Raw genomic sequence first — 20,399 nt, 5'->3', positions numbered from 1 at the left:
CCTCGGTGCCCAGCCCCGCCCACGATGCTCTACGCGCGTCAGGCTTCCTCGTCTCCGTAAATACCACTGCGGCATGTGTCGTCGCCGCTCGCGCAGGTCACGCTGCGGTACGAACCGACGCCTATCTCGGCGAAGTTGCTGACGCTCTCTGTACCCGGCTGGAAATAGCCGGTGTGGCCGACGGCGCCCGCCGCGGACATGACGCGCGCGCCGAAGTCCGGTGTCACCGGGTCCTCGCCGTGGCCGAGGCCGCCGACCGCCAGATGCGGGACGTCCTGGATCCAGTCGTCACTGTCGCGCATCGCCCAGACGCGGGCGCGTGCGTGGAGTCCGGTCACGCTTTCGGCACGCATGCCGGGACTGCCTGCCACCGCTATGTCGCTGACGCGGGCCGGGAGCCGACGGGCGGCGACGCCGCACACGACGGAGCCGTAACTGTGACAGATCAGCGCGACCTTGGAGGTGCCGGGCAGCGCGCCGGTGAGCGCCGTCAGGCGCACCGCGCCGTTCTCGGCGAGGCGGCCTATGGCCGAGTCCACGCCGACGCCGACGGGCGCGGTGTAGTCGGCCCAGGCGATGACCGCCGTACGCGTACGAGGGGCCGCGGCCCGCTCGGCGGCGTACAGCGACTCCGCCATGCCGACCGGCGCCGTGTACCTCTTGGCGGTCTTCTGGAACGTGAGCAGATTGGTGTCGACACCGGGGACGATCACCGACACCCGCTGGGCGTGGTCGAGATCGCCGAATACCTCGGCGACCTTGCCGGGGCCGGACGGATCGAAGGCGAGGATCTGACGCCCGGCGCTCATGAGCGCCTCGAAGCGGTGCATACGCCTGACCGCCTGGTGATGGCCGTCCGCGGTGAGGTTGACGTCCTTCACGCGCTTGCGCTCCTCCGCGAGCGAGTGCGCGAGGGCCTTGCGGTTGGCGCGGTAGCGCAGGGTGACCGGGGCGCCGTTGAGATTGCCGACGACGAGGGGGTACTGGTCGGCGAGGCGGGCCCGCTGGGTGCCCCCGATGGAGCCGAAGAAGGCGGCGAGCCGCTGCGGCGCCGATTCCGGATCCGGCAGGACCCGCGCCCCGACCCGGGCCTTGGCCCAGCCGGCCAGCTCGGCCTCGAAAGCGTCACGGGGACCGTTCTGATGTCGTATGGCGGTCCATCCCGTGGTCGCCAGCATCATGAACACAACCGCGAGGGCGAGCAGAGCGCGCCATGCGGTGAGAGTGGGGGAGGAGTCGAAGGAAGTCACTGCGGGACACCCTAGGAGACGGGCGAGGGAGCTCGCGAAGACCGTGAGGCAGATCACGTGTTCAGGGGGCGTACGGGGGGAAAGTCGTCACCTTCCGTACGCGCAGGGCGTACGCTCCGTCCGGCCCGGGGCTCCGCCCCGGACCCCGCGCCTCAATGGCCGGCGGGGGCTTGATTGGGCCGCCTAGGGCCTGTCGTTCGGATCTTGCTGGGCTCGCGTGCCCTGGCGCGCACTCCTCCGTAGCCCTTCGGGCACGGGAGGTGCCCCCACGCTGCGTTGCGTCAGTCGCCGACGCTCCGCGTCGGCTCCATCCTCCGCCTTGCGATCGCACGCACCGCAGTGACATCAGCCGCTCCGCGGCGGGCCACTCCGCGGCGGGCCGCTCCCTGATCCGGCCTGATCCAAACGACAGGCCCTAACCCCGGCTCCCCACCCGCCAGTTCTCCGCCAGCGCAGGCCCGAGGTGGTCCAGATACGCCTCCGTCAGGCCCCGGATCGCCTCCGGGCTCACGTCCTCGCCCTGGCCCCACAGCCTGCCCGTCACCCGCATCACCCCGCTGAACGCCGCCACCGCGACCCTCGGGCGCGGGTCCGCGTCGACGTCCAGGCCTTCGCGGGCCGCGATCAGTTGGGCGATCTCCTCCTCCAGCTCGGTGGAGCGGCGCAGATGGACCGCGAGCAGCGCGGGCGTGGACTCGATCATCTGGTAGCTGCGCATGTGCAGATCGACGGGGATGATCTCCTCGATCGCCTCACCGATCGTGTCCCACGCCCCCAGCACCGCATTGCGCAGGGCCTCGAACGGCCCCTCCTCCGCGGGCCGTCCACGCACCGCGGCGACGAAGTGGGACTCGGTGGCGGTCGCGATGTTCGGCATGTCGACGCTGTCCACCGACACCGGCAGCTTCCCGATGTCGGTCTGGTTCGCGCTTCTGGGCCTCGGCCTCGCGCCGGTCATGGTCGGCGCGACCGAGGTCATCGTCGGCAACGCCCCGATGGAGCTCTCCGGTGTCGCGGGCGGCCTGCAGCAGGCAGCCATGCAGATCGGCGGCAGCCTCGGTACGGCGGTGCTCGGCGCGGTCATGGCGTCCAAGGTCGACACCGACCTCGCGGGCAACTGGGCAGACGCCAAGCTCCCGCCGCTCACCCCCGCCCAGCTGGACCAGGCTTCTGAAGCCGTTCAGGTGGGTGTGCCGCCGGTGGCGCCGGGAACACCGCCCGCCATCGCCGAGAAGATCGTCGGCGTCGCGCACGACACCTTCATGTCCGGCATGGGCCTGGCCTGCCTGGTCGCCGCCGGTGTCGCGGCGGTCGCGGTCTTCGTCGCGCTGCTGACCAAGCGCGGCGCGAACGCCGAGGCGGGTGCGGCCCACATCTGACGGCGACCGCGCGTCAACCACGTGCATACGACAGCCCTGCCGGGCCCGCCCGGCGGGGCTGTCGCCTATCCGGGTGATGCAGCCCGGACCCCCTTCCCCGACCCGCTCGCCGCAGGTCAGGGTGCGGTCAAGTGATCAGTACGACATGGGGGTTACCGATATGCGCAAGATCGTCACGGCCGGATACGCGGCCGGAGCCGGGGCTGCAGCAGTCCTGGCCGCAGCAGTGCTGGCGCCGCAGACGGCGGCCGCCGCGCCGCCCCGCCTCGGGGAGTGCGCGGCGGGCGAGCTCTGCCTCTGGGAGAAGGGGAACTTCAAGGGCACGCGCCAGGTCCATGAGCTGTACGGCATCGATGTCGAGAGCTGTGTCCCGCTGCCGCGGGGCACCACCGCACAGGCGCTCGCGAACCGGACCGGGCGGCCCGTCACCACGTACCAGTCGGCGGAGTGCGAGGAGACGGGCGAGTTCGACACGTACCCGGGCAAGGGCGGCGGCACCTGGGTGCCTCAAACCCCGTACCAGGTCAGGGCGTTCAAGGTCTGGGAGCGCTGAACCGGGGTACCCGCTGTCCGAGCCCCGATTCGACGACTCAAGGAGTGATGATGGCGGGCTTCGGACACACCACGCGCCGGCACCCCCGTTCACGCGGCCGCAACTGGTCACGGAGCGGGCCGGATCGCGCGGCACTCGGAATCATCGGTCTGATCTGCGCGATCGCAGGATTCTTCGTGCTGGGGATCGTCCTCGGCCCGATTGCGATCGTCAGCGGATGGCTCGGGATGGGCCGCCGCTGGAACGGCGCACAGCCGGTCCCGGCACTGGTCGCCGTCGTGCTGGGTGGCATCGACACCCTGCTGGCGATCGTCTGGCTTGCGGGAGCCACGGTTCCCGCGAGCGGGATGTGGTGATCGTCAGCCACGCACAGCAGGCTCTTCGGACGGACCGACCGGGGTGGGCATGGCGCCCGCCCCGGCTCCCGAGAGCGCTGCCACCTGCTCGCGCAGCGCCTTCACATCGGCGGTCAGCGCTTCCAACATCGCTGTCTGCCGCCGCTCCTCGACATCGTCCCGCTCGAAGCGGGAGATGAACCACGCCGCGATATTGGCGGTGACGACACCGAGCAGCGCGATCCCCGAAATCATCAGCCCGACCGCGAGTACCCGCCCCAGACCCGTCGTCGGCGCATGGTCGCCGTACCCGACCGTCGTCATGGTGGTGAACGACCACCACACCGCGTCGCCCAGCGTCTTGATGTTCCCGTTCGGCGCATCCCTCTCCACATGAAGCACGGCCAGCGAGCCGAACATCATCAGCCCCACCACCGCGCCCCCGACATACGTCGTCAGCGTGATCTGCGGTGCCATCCTGGCCCGGCGGCCCACCAGCAGCAGTGTCGAGACGACCCGCAGCAGCCGCAGCGGCTGCACCAGTGGCAGCACCACCGCCACCAGATCCAGCGGATGCTTGCGTACGAACAGCCACTTGGCCGGCGCCAGCACCAGCCGTACGAGGTAGTCGACGGCGAACGTCCCCCACACCACCCACTCGGTGACCGTGCAGACGGTTATCACCGAGCTCTTGGCGTCGGGCGCCACGATCGGCACGGCGTACGCGAGGGCGAACGCGATGGCGAGCGCCAGCAGGGGGGTCTGCATGCGCTGTTCCCACCGGACCTGCGCTGTTCGCTGCTTCATGCCTGCATGTTAGAGACGCGTAAGGGCGGCGGGACCCGGCCGGGTCCCGCCGCCCTTCACCGAATAACGACTACGCGTCGCCGCCGGCCGCGCCCGGGTCCGCCGCAGCCACGTCCAGCAGCTGGTAGCGGTCCACTGCCTGCTTCAGCACCGAGCGGTCGACCTTGCCCTCGCGCGCGAGCTCGGTGAGCACCGCCAGCACGATCGACTGCGCGTCGATGTGGAAGAAGCGACGGGCCGCGCCCCGCGTGTCCGCGAAGCCGAAGCCGTCGGCACCGAGCGACTGGTACGTGCCCGGCACCCAGCGTGAGATCTGGTCCGGAACCGCGCGCATCCAGTCCGAGACGGCCACGAACGGGCCCTCGGAGCCGGACAGTTTCTGCGTGACGAACGGGACGCGCTGCTCCTCCTCCGGGTGCAGGAGGTTGTGCTGCTCGACCTCGACGGCCTCGCGGCGCAGCTCGTTCCAGGACGTCGCCGACCACACGTCGGCGCGTACGTTCCACTCCTCGGCGAGGATCCGCTGCGCCTCGACCGCCCACGGCACGGCGACACCCGACGCCATGATCTGCGCGGGGATCCCACCGGCCTCGCCCGCCCTGTAGCGGTAGATGCCCTTGAGGATGCCCTCGGCGTCCACGTTCTCCGGCTCGGCCGGGTGCTGGATCGGCTCGTTGTAGACGGTCAGGTAGTAGAAGACGTCCTCGCCATGAGGGAATTCGGCGCTCTCGCCGTACATCCTCCGCAGACCGTCCTTGACGATGTGCGCGATCTCGTAGCCGAAGGCCGGGTCGTACGCGACACAGCCCGGGTTGGTGGAGGCGAGCAGCTGCGAGTGGCCGTCCGCGTGCTGCAGGCCCTCACCTGTCAGCGTCGTACGTCCCGCGGTCGCACCCAGGACGAAGCCGCGCGCGAGCTGGTCGGCCATCTGCCAGAACTGGTCGCCGGTGCGCTGGAAGCCGAACATCGAGTAGAAGACGTACACCGGGATCAGCGGCTCGCCGTGCGTGGCGTACGCCGAACCGGCGGCGATCAGCGATGCCGTACAGCCCGCCTCGGAGATGCCGTCGTGCAGCATCTGCCCGGTCGGCGACTCCTTGTACGCGAGCAGCAGCTCGCGGTCCACGGCTTCGTACTGCTGTCCCAGCGGGTTGTAGATCTTGGCGCTCGGGAAGAACGCGTCCATGCCGAAGGTGCGGTACTCGTCGGGCGCGATCAGCACGAAGCGCCTGCCGATCTCCTTGTCCCGCATGAGGTCCTTCAGGATGCGGACGAACGCCATGGTCGTGGCGATCGACTGCTGGCCCGAGCCCTTCTTGGCGGTCGCGTAGGTCTTGTCCTCCGGCAGGACCAGCGGCTTCGAGCGCACCACACGGGTCGGCACATAGCCGCCGCACGCCTTGCGGTGGTCGTGCATGTACTGGATCTCTTCGGAGTTCCGGCCCGGGTGGTAGTACGGCGGCGCGCCGCTCTCCAGCTGCTGGTCCGTGATCGGGATGTGCAGCCGGTCGCGGAAGCGCTTGAGGTCGTCGACCGTCAGCTTCTTCATCTGGTGGGTGGCGTTGCGGCCCTCGAAGTTCGGACCGAGGGTCCAGCCCTTGATCGTCTGCGCGAGGATCACCGTCGGCTGGCCCTTGTGCGCCTTGGCCGCCGTGTAGGCCGCGTAGACCTTCTTGTGGTCGTGACCGCCACGTCCCAGGTGCAGGATCTGCTCGTCGGTCATGCCCTCGACCATCTTGCGCAGCCGCTGGTCGCTGCCGAAGAAGTGGTCACGGATGTACGCGCCGGTCTCGGTGGCGTACGTCTGGAACTGGCCGTCCGGCGTGGTGTTCAGCTTGTTGACCAGGATGCCGTCGCGGTCCTGCGCGAGCAGCGGGTCCCAGGAGCGGTCCCAGACCAGCTTGATGACGTTCCAGCCGGCGCCGCGGAACTGCGACTCCAGCTCCTGGATGATCTTGCCGTTGCCGCGTACCGGGCCGTCGAGGCGCTGCAGGTTGCAGTTGACGACGAAGGTCAGGTTGTCCAGGCCCTCACGGGCCGCGATGGACAGCTGGCCGAGCGACTCGGGCTCGTCCATCTCGCCGTCGCCGAGGAACGCCCACACATGCGACTTGGAGGTGTCCGCGATGCCGCGAGCCTCCATGTAGCGGTTCATCCGCGCCTGGTAGATCGCGCCGAGGGGGCCAAGGCCCATGGAGACGGTCGGGAACTCCCAGAAATCCGGCATCAGCCGCGGGTGCGGATAGCTGGACAGGCCGTTGGGGGCCTTGGACTTCTCCTGGCGGAAGGCGTCGAGCTGCTTCTCGCTGAGCCGGTCGAGCAGGAAGGCGCGGGCGTAGATGCCGGGCGAGGCGTGGCCCTGGAAGAAGATCTGGTCGCCGCCGTCGCCCTGGTCCTTGCCGCGGAAGAAGTGGTTGAAGCCCACGTCGTAGAGGGAGGCGGAGGAGGCGAAGGTGGCGATGTGGCCGCCGACGCCGATGCCCGGCCGCTGGGCCCGCGAGACCATCACCGCGGCGTTCCAGCGGGTCGCGTTGAGGACCTTGCGCTCGATCTCCTCGTTGCCGGGGAAGAACGGCTCGTCCTTGGTGGCGATGGTGTTGACGTAGTCCGTGCTGCGCATCTCGGGCACGGCCACGCGCTTCTCGCGGGCTCGCTCGATCAGGCGGAGCATCAGGTAGCGGGCGCGCTCCCGGCCCCGCTCGTCGACGGCGGCGTCGAGGGAGTCCAGCCACTCCTGGGTCTCTTCAGGATCGAAGTCCGGGACCTGGCTGGGAAGGCCGCCAATGATGATCGGGTTGCGATCTGATCCGGAAGCCACGCTATTCCTTCGCTGTTCGGTGGGTTCTGCCCCTGCGGATGTACGGGAAGTCTGAGCGGTGTCACACCGCCTCCATCGTGTACCGCGGGGAGGCAAACGTCATCTCTACCGAGGGGTAACCCTTGTTCTTACTGACATCCTGACCAAACCCCGGTTCCGGGACCGGTCAAATCGCAACCTTACGCCCAAGGCGTCAAAGCGTTTCGTTTGCCTGTTCGGTTCCGATTGACGCACCGAAGGGGCAGAATGCCGCAAAGATGGCCGAATGGTGTGGCATGAATCTCAAGTGGCCGTCGAGCGTGTCTGGAGTTGCGTCGAGACGGCCGCAAACGTCACCGTTTCGGCGGTCTGAACGGCCGGGTACTTGCGCGATCCGCCCCGCCCGTGTGGACTACGGCCAACGCCACGCGCACGCGCGGGCTGCAGCATTTTTCCAAACATGATCAGGAGGCAAGCCGTGAGCGCGACCGCGGACCACGCGGAGGAGCGGACCAACCCGGCCGTCAGGCTGGGGTTCGAGCCCGGACAGGTGGTCCAGGAGATCGGCTACGACGACGACGTCGAGCAGGAGCTCCGTGAGGGCATCGAGGCTGTTATCGGCCAGGAACTCGTCGACGAGGACTACGAGGACGTCGCAGATGTCGTCGTGCTCTGGTTCCGTGACGACGACGGCGACCTTACGGACGCGCTGGTGGACGCCATCGGCCTGCTGGACGAAGGCGGCGACATCTGGTTGCTGACGCCGAAGACCGGCAGGGACGGTTACATCGAGCCGAGCGACATCAACGAAGCCGCGCAGACCTCCGGTCTCTCCCAGACCAAGAGCATCAACGCGGGCAAGGACTGGTCGGGCACCCGGCTGAGCGCACCCAAGTCCAAGCGCTGAGCGCCCAAAGCCCCGAGGGCCCCCGTCGGCATCTGCCGGCGGGGGCCCTCTGCGTAGGGTGGACCCACCACCCGAACGGACGAGTCCGGCTCCGCACAGTGAAGGGACGCATGTCATGGCGATCGAGGTCGGCACCAAGGCCCCGGACTTCGAGCTGAGGGACAACCACGGCCGCACCGTGAGCCTTGCCGAATTCCGGGGTGAGAAGAACGTGGTGCTCCTCTTCTATCCCTTCGCCTTCACCGGCGTGTGCACGGGCGAGCTGCGCGCGCTCCGTGACGAGCTGCCGCGGTTCGTCAACGACGACACCCGGCTGCTCGCCGTTTCCACCGACTCCATCCACACCCTGCGCGTCTTCGGCGAGCAGGAGGATCTGGAGTACCCGCTGCTCTCGGACTTCTGGCCGCACGGCGACGCCTCGCGCGCGTACGGAGTCTTCGACGAGGAGAAGGGGTGCGCCGTGCGCGGAACCTTCATCATCGACAAGGAGGGCGTGGTCCGCTGGACCGTCGTCAACGGCCTGCCTGAAGCCCGCGACCTGAACGATTACATCAAGGCGCTCGACGCCCTCTGACGGATCGGGCGACCCCTGCGCCAAAGTCTGTTTTGAGCGGGAACCGGTCACTAGGATCCACTCGTTGATCCTGTACATCACCGCACGACGGGGGCGCTGCCCCTGACAAACAATGGAGGGACTCGTGGGAGTCAGCCTCAGCAAGGGCGGCAACGTCTCGCTGACCAAGGCCGCGCCCAACCTGACCGCGGTCACCGTGGGCCTGGGCTGGGACGCACGCAGCACCACCGGTACCGACTTCGACCTCGACGCCAGCGCCCTGCTGACCAACGCCGAGGGCAAGGTCGCCAACGACGGCAACTTCGTCTTCTTCAACAACCTCAAGAGCCCCGAGGGCTCCGTCGAGCACACCGGTGACAACCTCACGGGTGAGGGCGAGGGGGACGACGAGCAGATCAAGGTCAACCTCGCCTCGGTCCCGGCCGATGTCGAGAAGATCGTCTTCCCGGTCTCGATCTACGAGGCCGAGAGCCGCCAGCAGTCCTTCGGCCAGGTGCGCAACGCCTTCATCCGCGTCGTCAACCAGGCCGACAACAAGGAACTCGCCCGCTACGACCTGAGCGAGGACGCCTCGACCGAGACCGCGATGGTCTTCGGTGAGCTCTACCGCAATGGCGCCGAGTGGAAGTTCCGTGCCATCGGCCAGGGGTACGCCTCGGGTCTGCGCGGCATCGCGCAGGACTTCGGTGTGAACGTCTGAACCAGCGGTTCATCCCTGTCCGGCGCCGCATGTGACAGTGCGGCGCCGGACGCGCCTGTACCACCTTTTGCTTTTGCTTCATCACCTCGGGGAGGACCACAAACATGGGCGTCACGCTCGCCAAGGGAGGCAATGTCTCCCTCTCCAAGGCCGCACCGAACCTCACACAGGTGTTGGTCGGGCTCGGCTGGGACGCGCGCTCCACCACCGGAGCGCCCTTCGACCTCGACGCCAGCGCGCTGCTCTGCCAGTCCGGCCGGGTGCTCGGCGACGAGTGGTTCGTCTTCTACAACAACCTCAAGAGCCCCGACGGCTCCGTCGAGCACACCGGTGACAACCTCACCGGGGAGGGCGAGGGGGACGACGAATCGATTCTGGTGGACCTCTCCAAGGTGCCGGCCAACGTCGACAAGATCATCTTCCCGGTCTCCATCCATGAGGCCGACAACCGCGGCCAGACCTTCGGCCAGGTCAGCAACGCCTTCATCCGGGTGGCCAACCAGTCGGACGGCCAGGAGCTCGCGCGCTACGACCTGAGCGAGGACGCCTCGACGGAGACGGCGATGATCTTCGGCGAGCTCTACCGGTACGGCGGCGAATGGAAGTTCCGGGCCGTGGGGCAGGGGTACGCGTCGGGTCTGCGGGGCATCGCTCTAGACTTCGGGGTCAATGTTTCCTAAAGCTCGTGTCCGGGTTGATCCAAGACCCGGGCCGACCCCCGGGGGTGTCTGCTGGGGGTCCGGGGGTCGTCTCCCGGGGTAATGCAGCGTAAAGCCGCGCGTGGCCCGGGGAGGACCCGTACTCGGCGCGGGGGAGACCCGTACACAACGATTGGGTTAGCCAGTGGTACTGAAAACCTTCGGCTGGTCGTTCGCAGTCACTGCGCTCGGCCTGGTCGCGGCGGTGTTCTACGGAGGATGGGCGGCCTTCGGGCTTGTCGCCATCCTCTCGATTCTCGAGATCTCGCTCTCCTTCGACAACGCGGTGGTCAACGCCGGCGTGCTGAAGAAGATGAGCGAGTTCTGGCAGAAGATCTTCCTCACCATTGGTGTCCTGATCGCCGTCTTCGGCATGCGGCTGATCTTCCCCGTGGTGATCGTCGCGATCACGGCGAAGATCGGGCCCATCGAGGCGGTCGATCTCGCGCTGAACAACCACGACCAGTACGAGCAGCTGGTCACCGACGCCCACCCGGCGATCGCCGCCTTCGGTGGCATCTTCCTGCTGATGATCTTCCTCGACTTCATCTTCGAGGACCGCGACATCAAGTGGCTGGGCTGGCTGGAGCGGCCGCTGGCCAAGCTCGGCAAGGTCGACATGCTCTCGGCCTGCATCGCCCTGATCGTCCTGCTGATCACGGCCGCGACATTCGCGGTCCACGCTCACCAGTACGGCGGCGAGCACGCCGACAAGGCGCAGACCGTGCTCACAGCCGGCGTCGCCGGCCTGATCACGTACATGGTCGTCGGCGGGCTCTCCGGCTACTTCGAGAACAAGCTCGAAGAGGAGGAGGAGCGCGAGCACGAGGCCGAGGAGGAAGCCAGGAAGGCCGGCAAGCCGGTCTCTGCCGTCAAACTCGTCGGCAAGGCCGCCTTCTTCATGTTCCTGTACCTCGAAGTGCTCGACGCGTCCTTCTCCTTCGACGGCGTCATCGGCGCGTTCGCGATCAGCAATGACCCGATCGTGATCGCGCTCGGCCTCGGCATCGGCGCCATGTACGTTCGGTCGCTCACCGTCTACCTGGTCCGCCAGGGCACCCTCGACGACTACGTCTACCTGGAGCACGGCGCGCACTACGCGATCGGCGCCCTTGCCGTGATCCTGCTCGTCACCATCCAGTACGAGATCCACGAGGTCATCACCGGTCTCGTCGGCGTCGTGCTGATCGCCTGGTCCTTCTGGTCCTCGGTGCGCCGCAACAAGGCGCTCGCGGCCGAGGACGGCGACAACTCCGACGAGAAGCAAGAAGTCGCCTCCGGGGTGTGACCCGGCGGGGATTGAGGAACGCTCTGAGCGGGGCGGCTCCGAGGCACCGGCCTCGGCGCCGCCCCGCGGGGTTCATCGATGCACGTGGGGGTGGGGTATGGCCTTCTGGGACAGCCTGTGGCGGGGCAGGTCACCGCAGTTCGACTCAGGGAGCGCCGCGACCAATTCCATCGAGCTGACCAAGCGGCACCCGACGGTCTCGCTCACCAAACAGGGCGCGGCCACCGGCAATCTGCGCGTCAATCTCTCCTGGCGGATGCGTACGTCCGACATCGAGGGCCGGTCCAAGCAGAGCGGCAGACTGCTGCGGCACCCCTTCAAGCTCTTCCAGCCCGATGTGGTCCAGGCGCACACCCAGGGCGTGGTCAATGTGGACCTCGACCTGGGCTGTCTCTATGAGCTGACGGACGGCAGCAAGGGCGTCGTGCAGCCGCTGGGCAGCTTCTTCGGCAACATCAACGAGCCGCCCTATGTGAAGCTCAGCGGCGACGACCGGTTCGGCTCCCCGTCGGGCGAGACGATCTACGTCAATCTCGACCACCGTGAGTCGATCAAGCGGCTGCTGTTCTTCGCGTACATCTACGACCAGACACCGGCCTTCGACCGTACGCACGCGCATGTGACGCTCTACCCGAGCAACGGCCCGCGGGTGGAGATAGAGCTCGACGAGCGGGCGCCACAGGCCCGTTCGTGCGCCGTCTTCTCCATGGAGAACGTGAAGGGCGAGCTGGTCGTGCGCCGCGAGGTGAAGTTCGTGTACGGCTTCCAGGCGGAGCTGGACCGGCTGTACGGCTGGGGTCTGCAGTGGGGACGCGGCTACAAGAACCGGGTGTAGCGGGTCGCGTCCTGCCGGCTCAGCGGCGGCTCAGCAGCGACTCGGAGGCGCCTCAGGGGCGTACGAACTGGGGGCCCATCGGCGGCAGCCGGAAGTTCGGGTCGGGCGCCGGTGCTGCCGCGGCGGCCGGCTGCGGGTATCCGTACGCGGGCTGGGACGAGGGCGCGACCGGCTGGGTCGCCGCGGGCTGAGGGTAGCCGTACGCGGGCTGTGGGTAACCGTAGGCGGGCTGGGCCGGGGGCTGTGCGGGCGGAGCGGGCTGGGGCTGCGGCACGGGCTGTACGGACGGCTCGGCGGCCGCCTCCGCCTCGTCCACCGAGATGCCGAACGCCGTGGCCAGACCGACCAGACCGGTCGGATAACCCTGCGCCACTGCGCGGAACTTCCAGCCCTCTCCGCGCCGGTAGAGCTCGCCGCAGATGATCGCCGTCTCCTCGCCGGTCTCCGGCTTCACATCGAAGACGGCCAGCGGATCACTGTCGGCCAGGGACGCGTCGTAGAGCAGTATCCGCAGGTCCCGTACATGCTGGAAGGAGTCGCCGTCGGACGAGGCGGCGAGCACCACCTGGTCGACGGACGGGTCGAGGGCGGAGAGATCCGCTTCGACGGTGTCCGTCAGATGCTCCGCGACGCGCTTCTTCGGCAGTCGCCGCACCAGGCCCGAGGGATGGCGCGGCTGGTTGTAGAAGACGAAGTCCTCGTCGGAGCGCACACGCCCGTCGGTGCCGAGCAAGAGGGCCGAGGCGTCCACGTCGGGGACCCCGGCGCCCGGGGTCCAGCGCAGCACGGCCCGTACGGCCGTGGCATCCAGAGGAGCGTTCGAGCCCTTCAGCATCGCGTGCGTCATGTCGGCCATCCTGCCTTCCCGTTGGCCGCCCGGACAACGCGGGGCCCTTGTCGTCCGGCCAGGACATGGGCATGGTGCAAGCGGGTTACCTGGAATTCATGGGCTTGGGGAACTCTTGACACATTGTCGTACGTACTATTACCGGCCACGCCAGTTGGGCCGCCAAGGCAGTACGGGGGAAATATATGCGTCACTTTGGGCATCTTTCGCCTGCTGTGCGTGACAGGCTGTTCCATCAGGAGCCGTGCGAATTCACCGCGGCCTCGCCCGCCCGCACCCTCGCGGCGGCGCTGGGCGCGACCCTCTACAGTCCCGCGACCCGGCCCCGGCTCGCCGACGACGTCCTCAAGCTGGTCGGCCGCGGAGTCGTCTCCATGGTCCTCTGCCTGGAGGATTCCATCGGCGACGCGGATGTCGCCGCGGCCGAGGAGAACTTGGTCCGGCAGTTCGCGGACCTGGACGCGCGGGGCGAGGAACTGCCGCTGCTCTTCATCCGGGTCCGTGAACCCGCCCAGATCCCGGACCTCGTGGCCCGGCTCGGCCCCTCGGTCCGGCGACTGTCCGGTTTCGTACTTCCCAAGTTCACGGAAGAGCGGGGCGTTCCGTTCCTGGAGGCGCTCACCGCCGCGGAGACCGCGAGCGGACAGCGGCTTTTTGCGATGCCCGTCCTGGAATCCCCGGAACTTCTCCACCTGGAAACCCGCACCGAGACGCTCACCGGCATCGCCGGCACCGTCGACAAGTACCGCGAGCACGTCCTCGCGCTGCGGCTCGGCGTCACGGACTTCTGCTCGGCGTACGGACTGCGCAGATCGCCCGACATGACGGCTTACGACGTCCAGATCGTCGCCGCGGTCATCGCCGACGTGGTGAACGTGCTGGGACGGGCGGACGGCACCGGCTTCACGGTGACCGGACCCGTATGGGAGTACTTCCGGCTCCAGGAGCGCATGTTCAAGCCCCAGCTGCGCCGGAGCCCCTTCATGGTCGGCCGGGCCGAGGAGCTGCGCACCGCGCTGATCGAGCACGACCTGGACGGCCTGCTCCGCGAGATCGAACTGGACCGGGCCAACGGACTGCAGGGCAAGACCTGCATCCACCCCTCGCACGTACTGCCCGTGCACGCACTGTCAGTGGTCAGTCACGAAGAGTTCAGTGACGCGCAGGACATCCTGCGGCCGGAGCGGGGCGGGGGAGGCGTCATGCGTTCCTCGTACACGAACAAGATGAACGAAGTGAAGCCGCACCGGGCCTGGGCCGAGCGCACTCTGCTGCGCGCGGAGGTCTTCGGGGTTGCCAGGGAAGACGTCGGCTTCGTGGAGCTGCTCACGGCCGGACTCCCCGGCTGAGTCCGGCGGACTCCGCGGCTGACATGACGAAGGAAGAGACTGTAAGAGTGGTGTGGTCGGGAACGTGGGTCGCTGAGCGGCTGGGCGTCGGGCTCGTCGGAGACGAGACACTGAGCGGCCTGCTGGGACTGGCCCTGCGCCGCAACCCCAAGCGGGCGCATCTGCTGGTGTCGAACGTGCTGGGCAAGCATGTGCCGCAGTCGCCGTCGGTGGTGTACGACGCCGGGTACGGGCTCGGCGAGCAGGTCCGCAAGCTGCTCGGCGACGACGAGGCGGCCCGCGCGGTCGTCCTCGGCTACGCGGAGACGGCGACGGGTCTGGGCCACTCGGTGGCGGACGGGGTGGGCCTCGCGCCGTATCTGCACTCCACGCGCCGCCCGGTCGACGGGGTCGAGAAGGCGGGCGGATTCGAGGAGTCCCACTCGCACGCGACCTCGCACCTGCTGCTGCCGGAGGATGCCGGGCTGCTGGCGGGAAACGGACCGCTGGTCCTGGTGGACGACGAGTTCTCGACCGGAAACACGGTGCTGAACACGATCCGCGACCTGCACGAGCGGTACCCGCGGGAGCGGTACGTGATCGTGGCGCTGGTCGACATGCGCTCGGAGCGGGACCGCGAGCGCTTCACGCAGTTCGCCGAGGAGATCGGCGCGCGCGTCGACCTGGTGGCGCTGGCCTCGGGGACGGTCCGGCTCCCGGAGGGAGTCCTGGAGAAGGGGCAGGCGCTGGTCGCGGAACAGGAGGCGTCGGCCGCGTCCGACGGCGCCGGGTCCGGCACTCCGGCCGTGTCGGACGGCACCGGGCTCGGGGAGCCGGGCGGCCTTGCCCCGGCTGCGCCGACATCGGCCGCGCCCGGCGGCACCGGACCCCGCACGCGGCCCGCGTCCGGCGACAGCCCGTCCACGGCGCCCGGCACCTGCACGCGGGTGGAGCTCGGGTGGCCGAGCGGCGTGCCCGACGGTGGGCGGCACGGGTTCACTCCTGCCCACCGCGCCGCGCTCGAGGACGCCCTGCCCGGCATGGCGGCCCGTACCGCCGACGCGCTCGGCGACGCCCGCCGCGTGCTCGTGCTCGGCTTCGAGGAGCTGATGTACGCGCCCCTGCGCCTCGGCACCGCCCTTGAGCAGGCCGTCGACGCCGAGGTCCGCTACTCCACCACCACCCGTTCACCTGTCCTCGCCGTCGACGACCCCGGCTATGCCATACGCACCCGGCTCGTCTTCCCCGCCCACGACGACCCCGCCGACGGCCCCGGCGAGCGGTTCGCCTACAACGTCGCGGGGGCCGGTTTCGACGCCGTCGTCGCCGTCATCGACTCGGCCGCCGACACGCCCCGACTGCACGCCCCCGACGGCCTGTTGGCCCAGCTCGCCGCGCACGTCCCGCACGTCGTCCTGGCCGTCGTCCCGAGTTACGTACCCGAAGCACCCGAAGCACCCGAAGCACCCGAAGAACCTGACGTAGCCGAAGCACCCGAAAGGGCCTCCATGCTGCCCGAGCCCCTCCGTGGCCCCGCCTTCTCCTCCTACGCCCCGGACGAGGTCGGCTGGTTGCTCCAGGATCTGTCCGAGGCCGAGCTCGAGGCCCCGACCGAGGAGCGCGAAGAGGCGATACAGAGCGGCGGCGCGCACTACGCCGAGTCCCTGCCCGTCGAGTACCAGCCCAGCGCCCGGTACCAGGAGCTGTTCAAGGCGGCTCTGGAGACTTCCGCGGCCCGTATCGCCCGCGCCGTCGGCGCCGTCACCGAGACCGTCATCGCCGAGCGTTCCCCCCGCCCCGTCCTTGTGTCGCTGGCCCGCGCGGGCACGCCCGTCGGCGTACTGATGCGCCGCTGGGCACAGCACCGGCACGGCCTGGACCTGCCGCACTACGCCGTGTCCATCGTCCGCGGCCGCGGCATCGACACCAACGCCCTGCGCTGGCTGAAGCAGCACCACGACCCGGCCGACGTCGTGTTCGTCGACGGCTGGACCGGCAAGGGCGCGATCACCCGCGAACTGGCGGACGCACTCGAGGAGTTCGAGGGCTTCAACCCAGAGATCGCGGTCCTCGCCGACCCCGGCGGCTGCGTCCGTACCTACGGCACCCGCGAGGACTTCCTCATCCCCTCCGCCTGCCTCAACTCCACCGTCTCCGGCCTGATTTCACGTACGGTCCTGCGCGCCGACCTGGTCGGCCCGCACGACTTCCACGGCGCGAAGTTCTACCGCGAACTCGCCGACGGCGATGTTTCGGAACACTTCCTGGACACCGTTGCCGCCCGCTTCGACGAGGTCGAGGCCGCCGTCGACGCCGAGGTCAAGGAGCTGCTCGCGGCGGACCGCGCCCCCACCTGGGAGGGCTGGGCCGCCGTCGAGCGGATCAGCGAGGAGTACGGCATCCACGATGTGAACCTCGTCAAGCCGGGCGTCGGCGAGACGACCCGCGTCCTGCTGCGCCGCGTCCCCTGGAAGATCCTCGCCAAGCGCGGTGCGGGCGCCGACCTCGACCATGTCCGGATGCTCGCCGAGCAGCGCGGCGTACCGGTCGAGGAGGTCGACGAACTCCCGTACACCTGCGTCGGGTTGATCCACCCCCGGTACACACGGGGCGCGACGGGTGCCGACGGCAAGGCGGTGGCCGCCAAGTGAGCGTCCTCATCGCCAGCGATCTCGACCGTACGCTGATCTATTCGTCGGCGGCCCTCGGGCTGACCATGCCCGACGCCGAGGCCCCGCGCCTGCTCTGCGTCGAGGTGCACGAGCGCAAGCCGCTGTCGTACATGACGGAGAGCGCGGCGGGGCTGCTGACGCACCTCACCGCCGACACCTGTTTCGTACCGACGACGACTCGCACCCGCAAGCAGTACCAGCGCATCCGGCTTCCCGGTGCCGCGCCGCGGTTCGCGATCTGCGCCAACGGCGGACATCTGCTCGTCGACGGTGTGTCCGACGGCGACTGGCGGAGCAGTGTGGCCGGCACCCTCGCCGACGAATGTGCCCCGCTGGCGGAGGTCCGCGCCCATCTGAGTGCCACCGCCGACCCGGCCTGGCTGCGCAAGGAGAGGATCGCGGAGGACCTCTTCGTCTATCTCGTCGTCGAGCGTGCCCTGCTGCCGGAGGACTGGGTCAAGGAACTCGCGGAGTGGGCCGAACCCCGCGGCTGGACCGTTTCCCTCCAGGGCCGCAAGATCTACGCCGTGCCGCAGCCGCTCACCAAGAGCGCGGCCGTACGCGAAGTCGCCCGCCGCACAGGCGCGAAGCACATCCTCGCGGCCGGGGACTCTCTCCTCGACGCCGATCTGCTGCTCGCCGCGGACCGCGGCTGGCGGCCGGGCCACGGCGAACTGGCCGACAGCGGCTGGAGTGCACCGCACGTCGACGCACTGCCACAGTCGGGCGTCGCGGCGGGCGAGGAGATCCTGCGCCGCTTCAGCCACGCCGCGACCCGGCCCCCGGCCTGAGCAGGCGTACGCCCGCGAAGACCAGCACGGCGAGCACCGCCGCAACGAGCACCGCCTTGGAGTAGGCGGAGACGTACCCCGTCCACGGGCGGGCCGGGCGGCCTTCGCCCCCGATGTCGTACGGCAGTTGCTCGCCCGCAGCATGCGCACGTCCCGCTCTCCAGGCTGACAGCGCGGGAGCGGGACGTGCTGGGGGAGATGCTCTGGGTGCGTGAGGGCCAACGGGCCTTGGCCGGTGCGGGTCAGCCGCAGCAGCCGCCCCCGCAGCAGCCGCCTCCGCCACCGCTTCCGCCGCTGGGGGCGGGCGCGGACTTCGTACCGCCGACGGCGACGGCCGAGAGCAGCTTGACGGTGTCCTCGTGCCCGGCCGGGCAGCTCGCCGGGTCGGAGGACTGGGCCATCGGCCGGTTCACTTCGAAGGTGTCGCCACAGCTGCGGCAGCGGTATTCGTAACGAGGCATGGCCTCAGGCTAGCTCCCCTGCCTAGCCCTGTTGTCCCTTGTCCAGCGCCGGGCCTGGTTCGGCAGGTGATGCGGCAGGACGGGCGGGCTGTTCCGGAGCCGCGCGGTCGGGATGGCGTGCCTTCCAGTACGGGTTGTCGTGCGGCAGCGTCGAACTGACCCTGCCGTACATCCCGAAGAACATCAGCAGCACGCCGACCACAAAGCTGAACAGGACGTTCTGGATCTTGAAGGCGAGGGGGTTGAACGTCGTGTCGATCAGGGCGAGGTTGATGAAGCCGCTGAGGATGAAGGCGATGCCGAGGACCATGTTGAGGGTCGACGCGAAGTTCCCGCCGATGACCATGCCGACGAAGAGCAGTACCCCGATGCAGATGGAGAGCACGCTGAGCGCGCCGTTGGTGTTGAGGGCAGCGACGGTGTCGCCGTGGGTGTCGAAGAAGCCGACTTCGTCGATGAGCCCGAGAATTCCGAAGGCGAGCAGCACGAGCCCCATCAGCCCGGCACCTACGCGGTAGAACTGGCTGAGCCGATGGTCTACCGGGAGGTGCTCGTCGAGCCGGGGCCCGGCGCGGTTGGTTTTGGGGACGGGTACGTGTGTGGCCATGTCCGGCCTCCTTTGGACGTACGTACTCCCAGGATCCGCCGTACTGACAGGATCCGCCTGAGGGCGTGACCGTTCAAATCATCGGGGCGAATCAGCGCCGGGAAACCGTGCCGGGAATCAGCGCCGGGCATCCGTGCGGGAATCCGCGCCCGACGGGCTCAGGTCCTCCCCGGCCCGGCTCAGGCGTGGTGCGCGCCGCGTTCCTCGCGGATCTGCTCGACCACGCGCGCGGCCGCGTTCCGTACCGCCTCGGTCTCCATAAGAAAGTGCCAGTAGTCGGGGTGGCGGCCCTCGAGCCCGGTGACGGCCCGCTCCAGCCGCGCCACCGCGTCGTCCAGCGGCCGCGCGTGCCGCGGATCCGGGGTGTTGCGCCCGGCCATGGCGAGGCGCTGCGCGTCCCGGATGGCGAAACGGGTGCGTTCGATCTCGTGCTGCGGGTCCTTGGCCACGGCGTTGAGCCGCTGCAGCCGGTCGCCGGCGGCCGAGACGGCCTCATCGGTGGCGTTCAGCAGCGCCCGTACCGTGCTGAGCAGGGCCGTCGCATCCGCCCACCGCTGCTCGTCGCGCGCCTTGGCCGCCTCCCTGAGCTTCTCCTCGGCCTGGCGGACGCTGATCGCGGCCTGCTCGGGGACGGGCTGGAGATCCTGCCAGCAGGCGGCGGAGAAGCGCCGCCGCAGCTCGCTGAGGACGGGCTCGACGGATCCGGCGCGGTTGGTGAGGGCCTGGGCGCGTGTACGGAGGGACACGAGGCGTTTGTCGGTGTCGGCGGCGCGCTCGGGCAGCCGCTCGGCCTCGGCCCGTACGGCTTCGGCGTCCCGCAGGACCCGGTCGGCGCGCTGGAGCGTCTCGGCGACGCCGTGGCGGCCGGCGCCCTGATTGAGCATGGTCAGCTCGGGGGCGAGGGCGGCGAGCCGGGCCGCGAGATCGTCCGCTCGCAGACCGGAGCTCCGCACCGAATCGAGAGCATTGCTCGCGGAAAGGAGCGCCTGCCTCGCCCGCTCGACGGCGGGAGCGAGCCGGGCGAGCTGCGTCTCCGCCTTGTCGAGCAGCGGCCCGAGCCCCTGAGCGAAGCGGTCGAGATCGCCCTTGACCCGTACGAGCTCGTCCTTGGCCCGGTCCAGCTCCCCGCGCGCCCGCGCGGCCACCGGCGCCTCCAGATCGTCCCGGTCGAGATCGTGCGCGTCGACGGCGGTGATGTACGTGTTACTCGCGTCGTCGATCCGCTGCCCGAGCGCGGCGAAGTCGTCCACGGCCCGGCGGGCCCCCGGCGTGTTGTCGACGGCACTGATCGTCTCGATCGAGATCCGCAGGTCGCGCTGGGCGGTGTCCAGCTCGTAGAACGCAGCGGCGGCGGCATCCTTTGCGGCCTGCGCATCGGCCCGGTGACTCTCACCCCGCCCGCCGAACCAGCGCCGCGTCCCCCCGCTGGCGAAGGCGCCCGGCAGCGCCACGGCGATCAACGGCAGGGGCAGCAGCACGAGCGCGAGGACATCCCGGACGGCACTTGCTCGCGCCTGCGCTCTGTCGTGCGGCCGCGCGTGTGTCGCCGTCACATGCCTCTCCCGTGCTG

Annotated in this window: 18 protein-coding genes and 2 pseudogenes; 12 read left to right on the top strand and 8 right to left on the bottom strand. The window is 69.3% G+C overall.

All coding sequences use genetic code 11. The annotated features are described in order from the left end of the window. Positions 1 to 38: 38 nt before the first annotated feature. Positions 39 to 1,250: an alpha/beta hydrolase gene (locus tag ABZS64_RS01200; RefSeq protein ID WP_355821763.1), complete on the bottom strand. Its 1,212-nt coding sequence runs from the start codon at positions 1,248 to 1,250 to the stop codon at positions 39 to 41. Positions 1,251 to 1,665: 415 nt separating this feature from the next. Continuing rightward, positions 1,666 to 2,103, bottom strand: a pseudogene (locus tag ABZS64_RS01195) (TetR family transcriptional regulator); the annotation flags it as partial. Positions 2,104 to 2,107: 4 nt separating this feature from the next. Here ABZS64_RS01195 and ABZS64_RS01190 point away from each other — a divergent pair. The 3 genes and pseudogenes from ABZS64_RS01190 to ABZS64_RS01180 all read left to right on the top strand — a co-directional run. Next, positions 2,108 to 2,629: pseudogene (locus tag ABZS64_RS01190) on the top strand (MFS transporter); the annotation flags it as partial. A 160-nt stretch (positions 2,630 to 2,789) separates the two neighbouring features. Beyond that, positions 2,790 to 3,182 (top strand): peptidase inhibitor family I36 protein, encoded by a 393-nt coding sequence (locus tag ABZS64_RS01185; RefSeq protein WP_355822088.1) that lies wholly within the window; start codon positions 2,790 to 2,792, stop codon positions 3,180 to 3,182. A gap of 47 nt (positions 3,183 to 3,229) precedes the next feature. Continuing rightward, the gene (locus tag ABZS64_RS01180; RefSeq protein ID WP_355821761.1) at positions 3,230 to 3,538 is read left to right on the top strand and encodes a small hydrophobic protein; all 309 of its coding nucleotides are present in this window, start codon (positions 3,230 to 3,232) and stop codon (positions 3,536 to 3,538) included. Between the two features lie 3 nt (positions 3,539 to 3,541). On the opposite strand, the gene ABZS64_RS01175 is transcribed toward ABZS64_RS01180, so the two are convergent. Next, positions 3,542 to 4,324 carry a potassium channel family protein gene (locus ABZS64_RS01175; RefSeq protein WP_355821759.1) on the bottom strand — a complete coding sequence of 261 codons (783 nt, stop codon included), beginning with the start codon at positions 4,322 to 4,324 and terminating at the stop codon, positions 3,542 to 3,544. A 70-nt stretch (positions 4,325 to 4,394) separates the two neighbouring features. Continuing rightward, the gene (gene aceE / locus ABZS64_RS01170) at positions 4,395 to 7,142 is read right to left on the bottom strand and encodes a pyruvate dehydrogenase (acetyl-transferring), homodimeric type (protein WP_355821757.1); all 2,748 of its coding nucleotides are present in this window, start codon (positions 7,140 to 7,142) and stop codon (positions 4,395 to 4,397) included. A gap of 457 nt (positions 7,143 to 7,599) precedes the next feature. Here aceE and ABZS64_RS01165 point away from each other — a divergent pair, with 457 nt between their 5' ends. The 6 genes from ABZS64_RS01165 (at position 7,600) to ABZS64_RS01140 (ending at position 12,123) form a co-directional block, all read left to right on the top strand. Beyond that, a complete protein-coding gene (locus tag ABZS64_RS01165; protein ID WP_326649708.1) occupies positions 7,600 to 8,028 on the top strand; it encodes a DUF3052 domain-containing protein in 429 nt (142 codons plus the stop codon). A 115-nt stretch (positions 8,029 to 8,143) separates the two neighbouring features. After that, positions 8,144 to 8,602, top strand: coding sequence for a peroxiredoxin (locus tag ABZS64_RS01160; RefSeq protein WP_355821755.1), 459 nt, complete (start codon positions 8,144 to 8,146; stop codon positions 8,600 to 8,602). Between the two features lie 124 nt (positions 8,603 to 8,726). Continuing rightward, a complete protein-coding gene (locus tag ABZS64_RS01155; RefSeq protein WP_355821753.1) occupies positions 8,727 to 9,302 on the top strand; it encodes a TerD family protein in 576 nt (191 codons plus the stop codon). Between the two features lie 104 nt (positions 9,303 to 9,406). Next, the gene (locus ABZS64_RS01150) at positions 9,407 to 9,982 is read left to right on the top strand and encodes a TerD family protein (RefSeq protein WP_355821751.1); all 576 of its coding nucleotides are present in this window, start codon (positions 9,407 to 9,409) and stop codon (positions 9,980 to 9,982) included. Between the two features lie 163 nt (positions 9,983 to 10,145). Further along, complete coding sequence (locus ABZS64_RS01145) at positions 10,146 to 11,288, top strand: DUF475 domain-containing protein (RefSeq protein ID WP_355821749.1); 1,143 nt, start codon at positions 10,146 to 10,148, stop codon at positions 11,286 to 11,288. A gap of 97 nt (positions 11,289 to 11,385) precedes the next feature. Next, a complete protein-coding gene (locus ABZS64_RS01140; protein WP_355821747.1) occupies positions 11,386 to 12,123 on the top strand; it encodes a Tellurium resistance in 738 nt (245 codons plus the stop codon). Positions 12,124 to 12,175: 52 nt separating this feature from the next. Here ABZS64_RS01140 and ABZS64_RS01135 read toward each other — a convergent pair whose 3' ends face one another. Then, positions 12,176 to 12,970, bottom strand: coding sequence for a TerD family protein (locus tag ABZS64_RS01135; protein WP_355821745.1), 795 nt, complete (start codon positions 12,968 to 12,970; stop codon positions 12,176 to 12,178). 185 nt (positions 12,971 to 13,155) lie between these two features. Here ABZS64_RS01135 and ABZS64_RS01130 point away from each other — a divergent pair, with 185 nt between their 5' ends. The 3 genes from ABZS64_RS01130 to ABZS64_RS01120 are packed head-to-tail and all read left to right on the top strand — an operon-like array spanning position 13,156 to position 17,761. Continuing rightward, on the top strand, positions 13,156 to 14,319 hold the full coding sequence (locus ABZS64_RS01130) for an HpcH/HpaI aldolase/citrate lyase family protein (RefSeq protein WP_355821743.1): 1,164 nt from the start codon (positions 13,156 to 13,158) through the stop codon (positions 14,317 to 14,319). Positions 14,320 to 14,342: 23 nt separating this feature from the next. Next, positions 14,343 to 16,949, top strand: a complete 2,607-nt coding sequence (locus tag ABZS64_RS01125) for a phosphoribosyltransferase (RefSeq protein WP_355821741.1) — start codon at positions 14,343 to 14,345, stop codon at positions 16,947 to 16,949. Continuing rightward, positions 16,946 to 17,761 carry an HAD family hydrolase gene (locus tag ABZS64_RS01120; protein ID WP_355821739.1) on the top strand — a complete coding sequence of 272 codons (816 nt, stop codon included), beginning with the start codon at positions 16,946 to 16,948 and terminating at the stop codon, positions 17,759 to 17,761. Before ABZS64_RS01125 ends, ABZS64_RS01120 begins: the two co-directional genes overlap by 4 nt. A 242-nt stretch (positions 17,762 to 18,003) precedes the next feature. Here ABZS64_RS01120 and ABZS64_RS01115 read toward each other — a convergent pair whose 3' ends face one another. The 3 genes from ABZS64_RS01115 to ABZS64_RS01105 all read right to left on the bottom strand — a co-directional run bounded on the left by ABZS64_RS01115 (position 18,004) and on the right by ABZS64_RS01105 (position 20,382). Beyond that, entirely contained in the window at positions 18,004 to 18,222 is a 219-nt protein-coding gene (locus tag ABZS64_RS01115; protein WP_355821737.1) for a zinc ribbon domain-containing protein, read from the bottom strand. A gap of 22 nt (positions 18,223 to 18,244) precedes the next feature. Next, entirely contained in the window at positions 18,245 to 18,829 is a 585-nt protein-coding gene (locus ABZS64_RS01110; RefSeq protein WP_355821735.1) for a DUF4383 domain-containing protein, read from the bottom strand. A 179-nt stretch (positions 18,830 to 19,008) separates the two neighbouring features. Beyond that, positions 19,009 to 20,382 (bottom strand): hypothetical protein, encoded by a 1,374-nt coding sequence (locus ABZS64_RS01105; RefSeq protein WP_355821733.1) that lies wholly within the window; start codon positions 20,380 to 20,382, stop codon positions 19,009 to 19,011. Positions 20,383 to 20,399: the final 17 nt, after the last annotated feature.

Origin of the sequence: Streptomyces sp. NPDC005408, from assembly GCF_040606445.1 — a bacterium.
GTDB lineage: Bacteria > Actinomycetota > Actinomycetes > Streptomycetales > Streptomycetaceae > Streptomyces.
The sequence above is the reverse complement of the archived record's forward strand: the minus strand, read 5'-3'. Positions and strand labels throughout refer to the sequence as shown.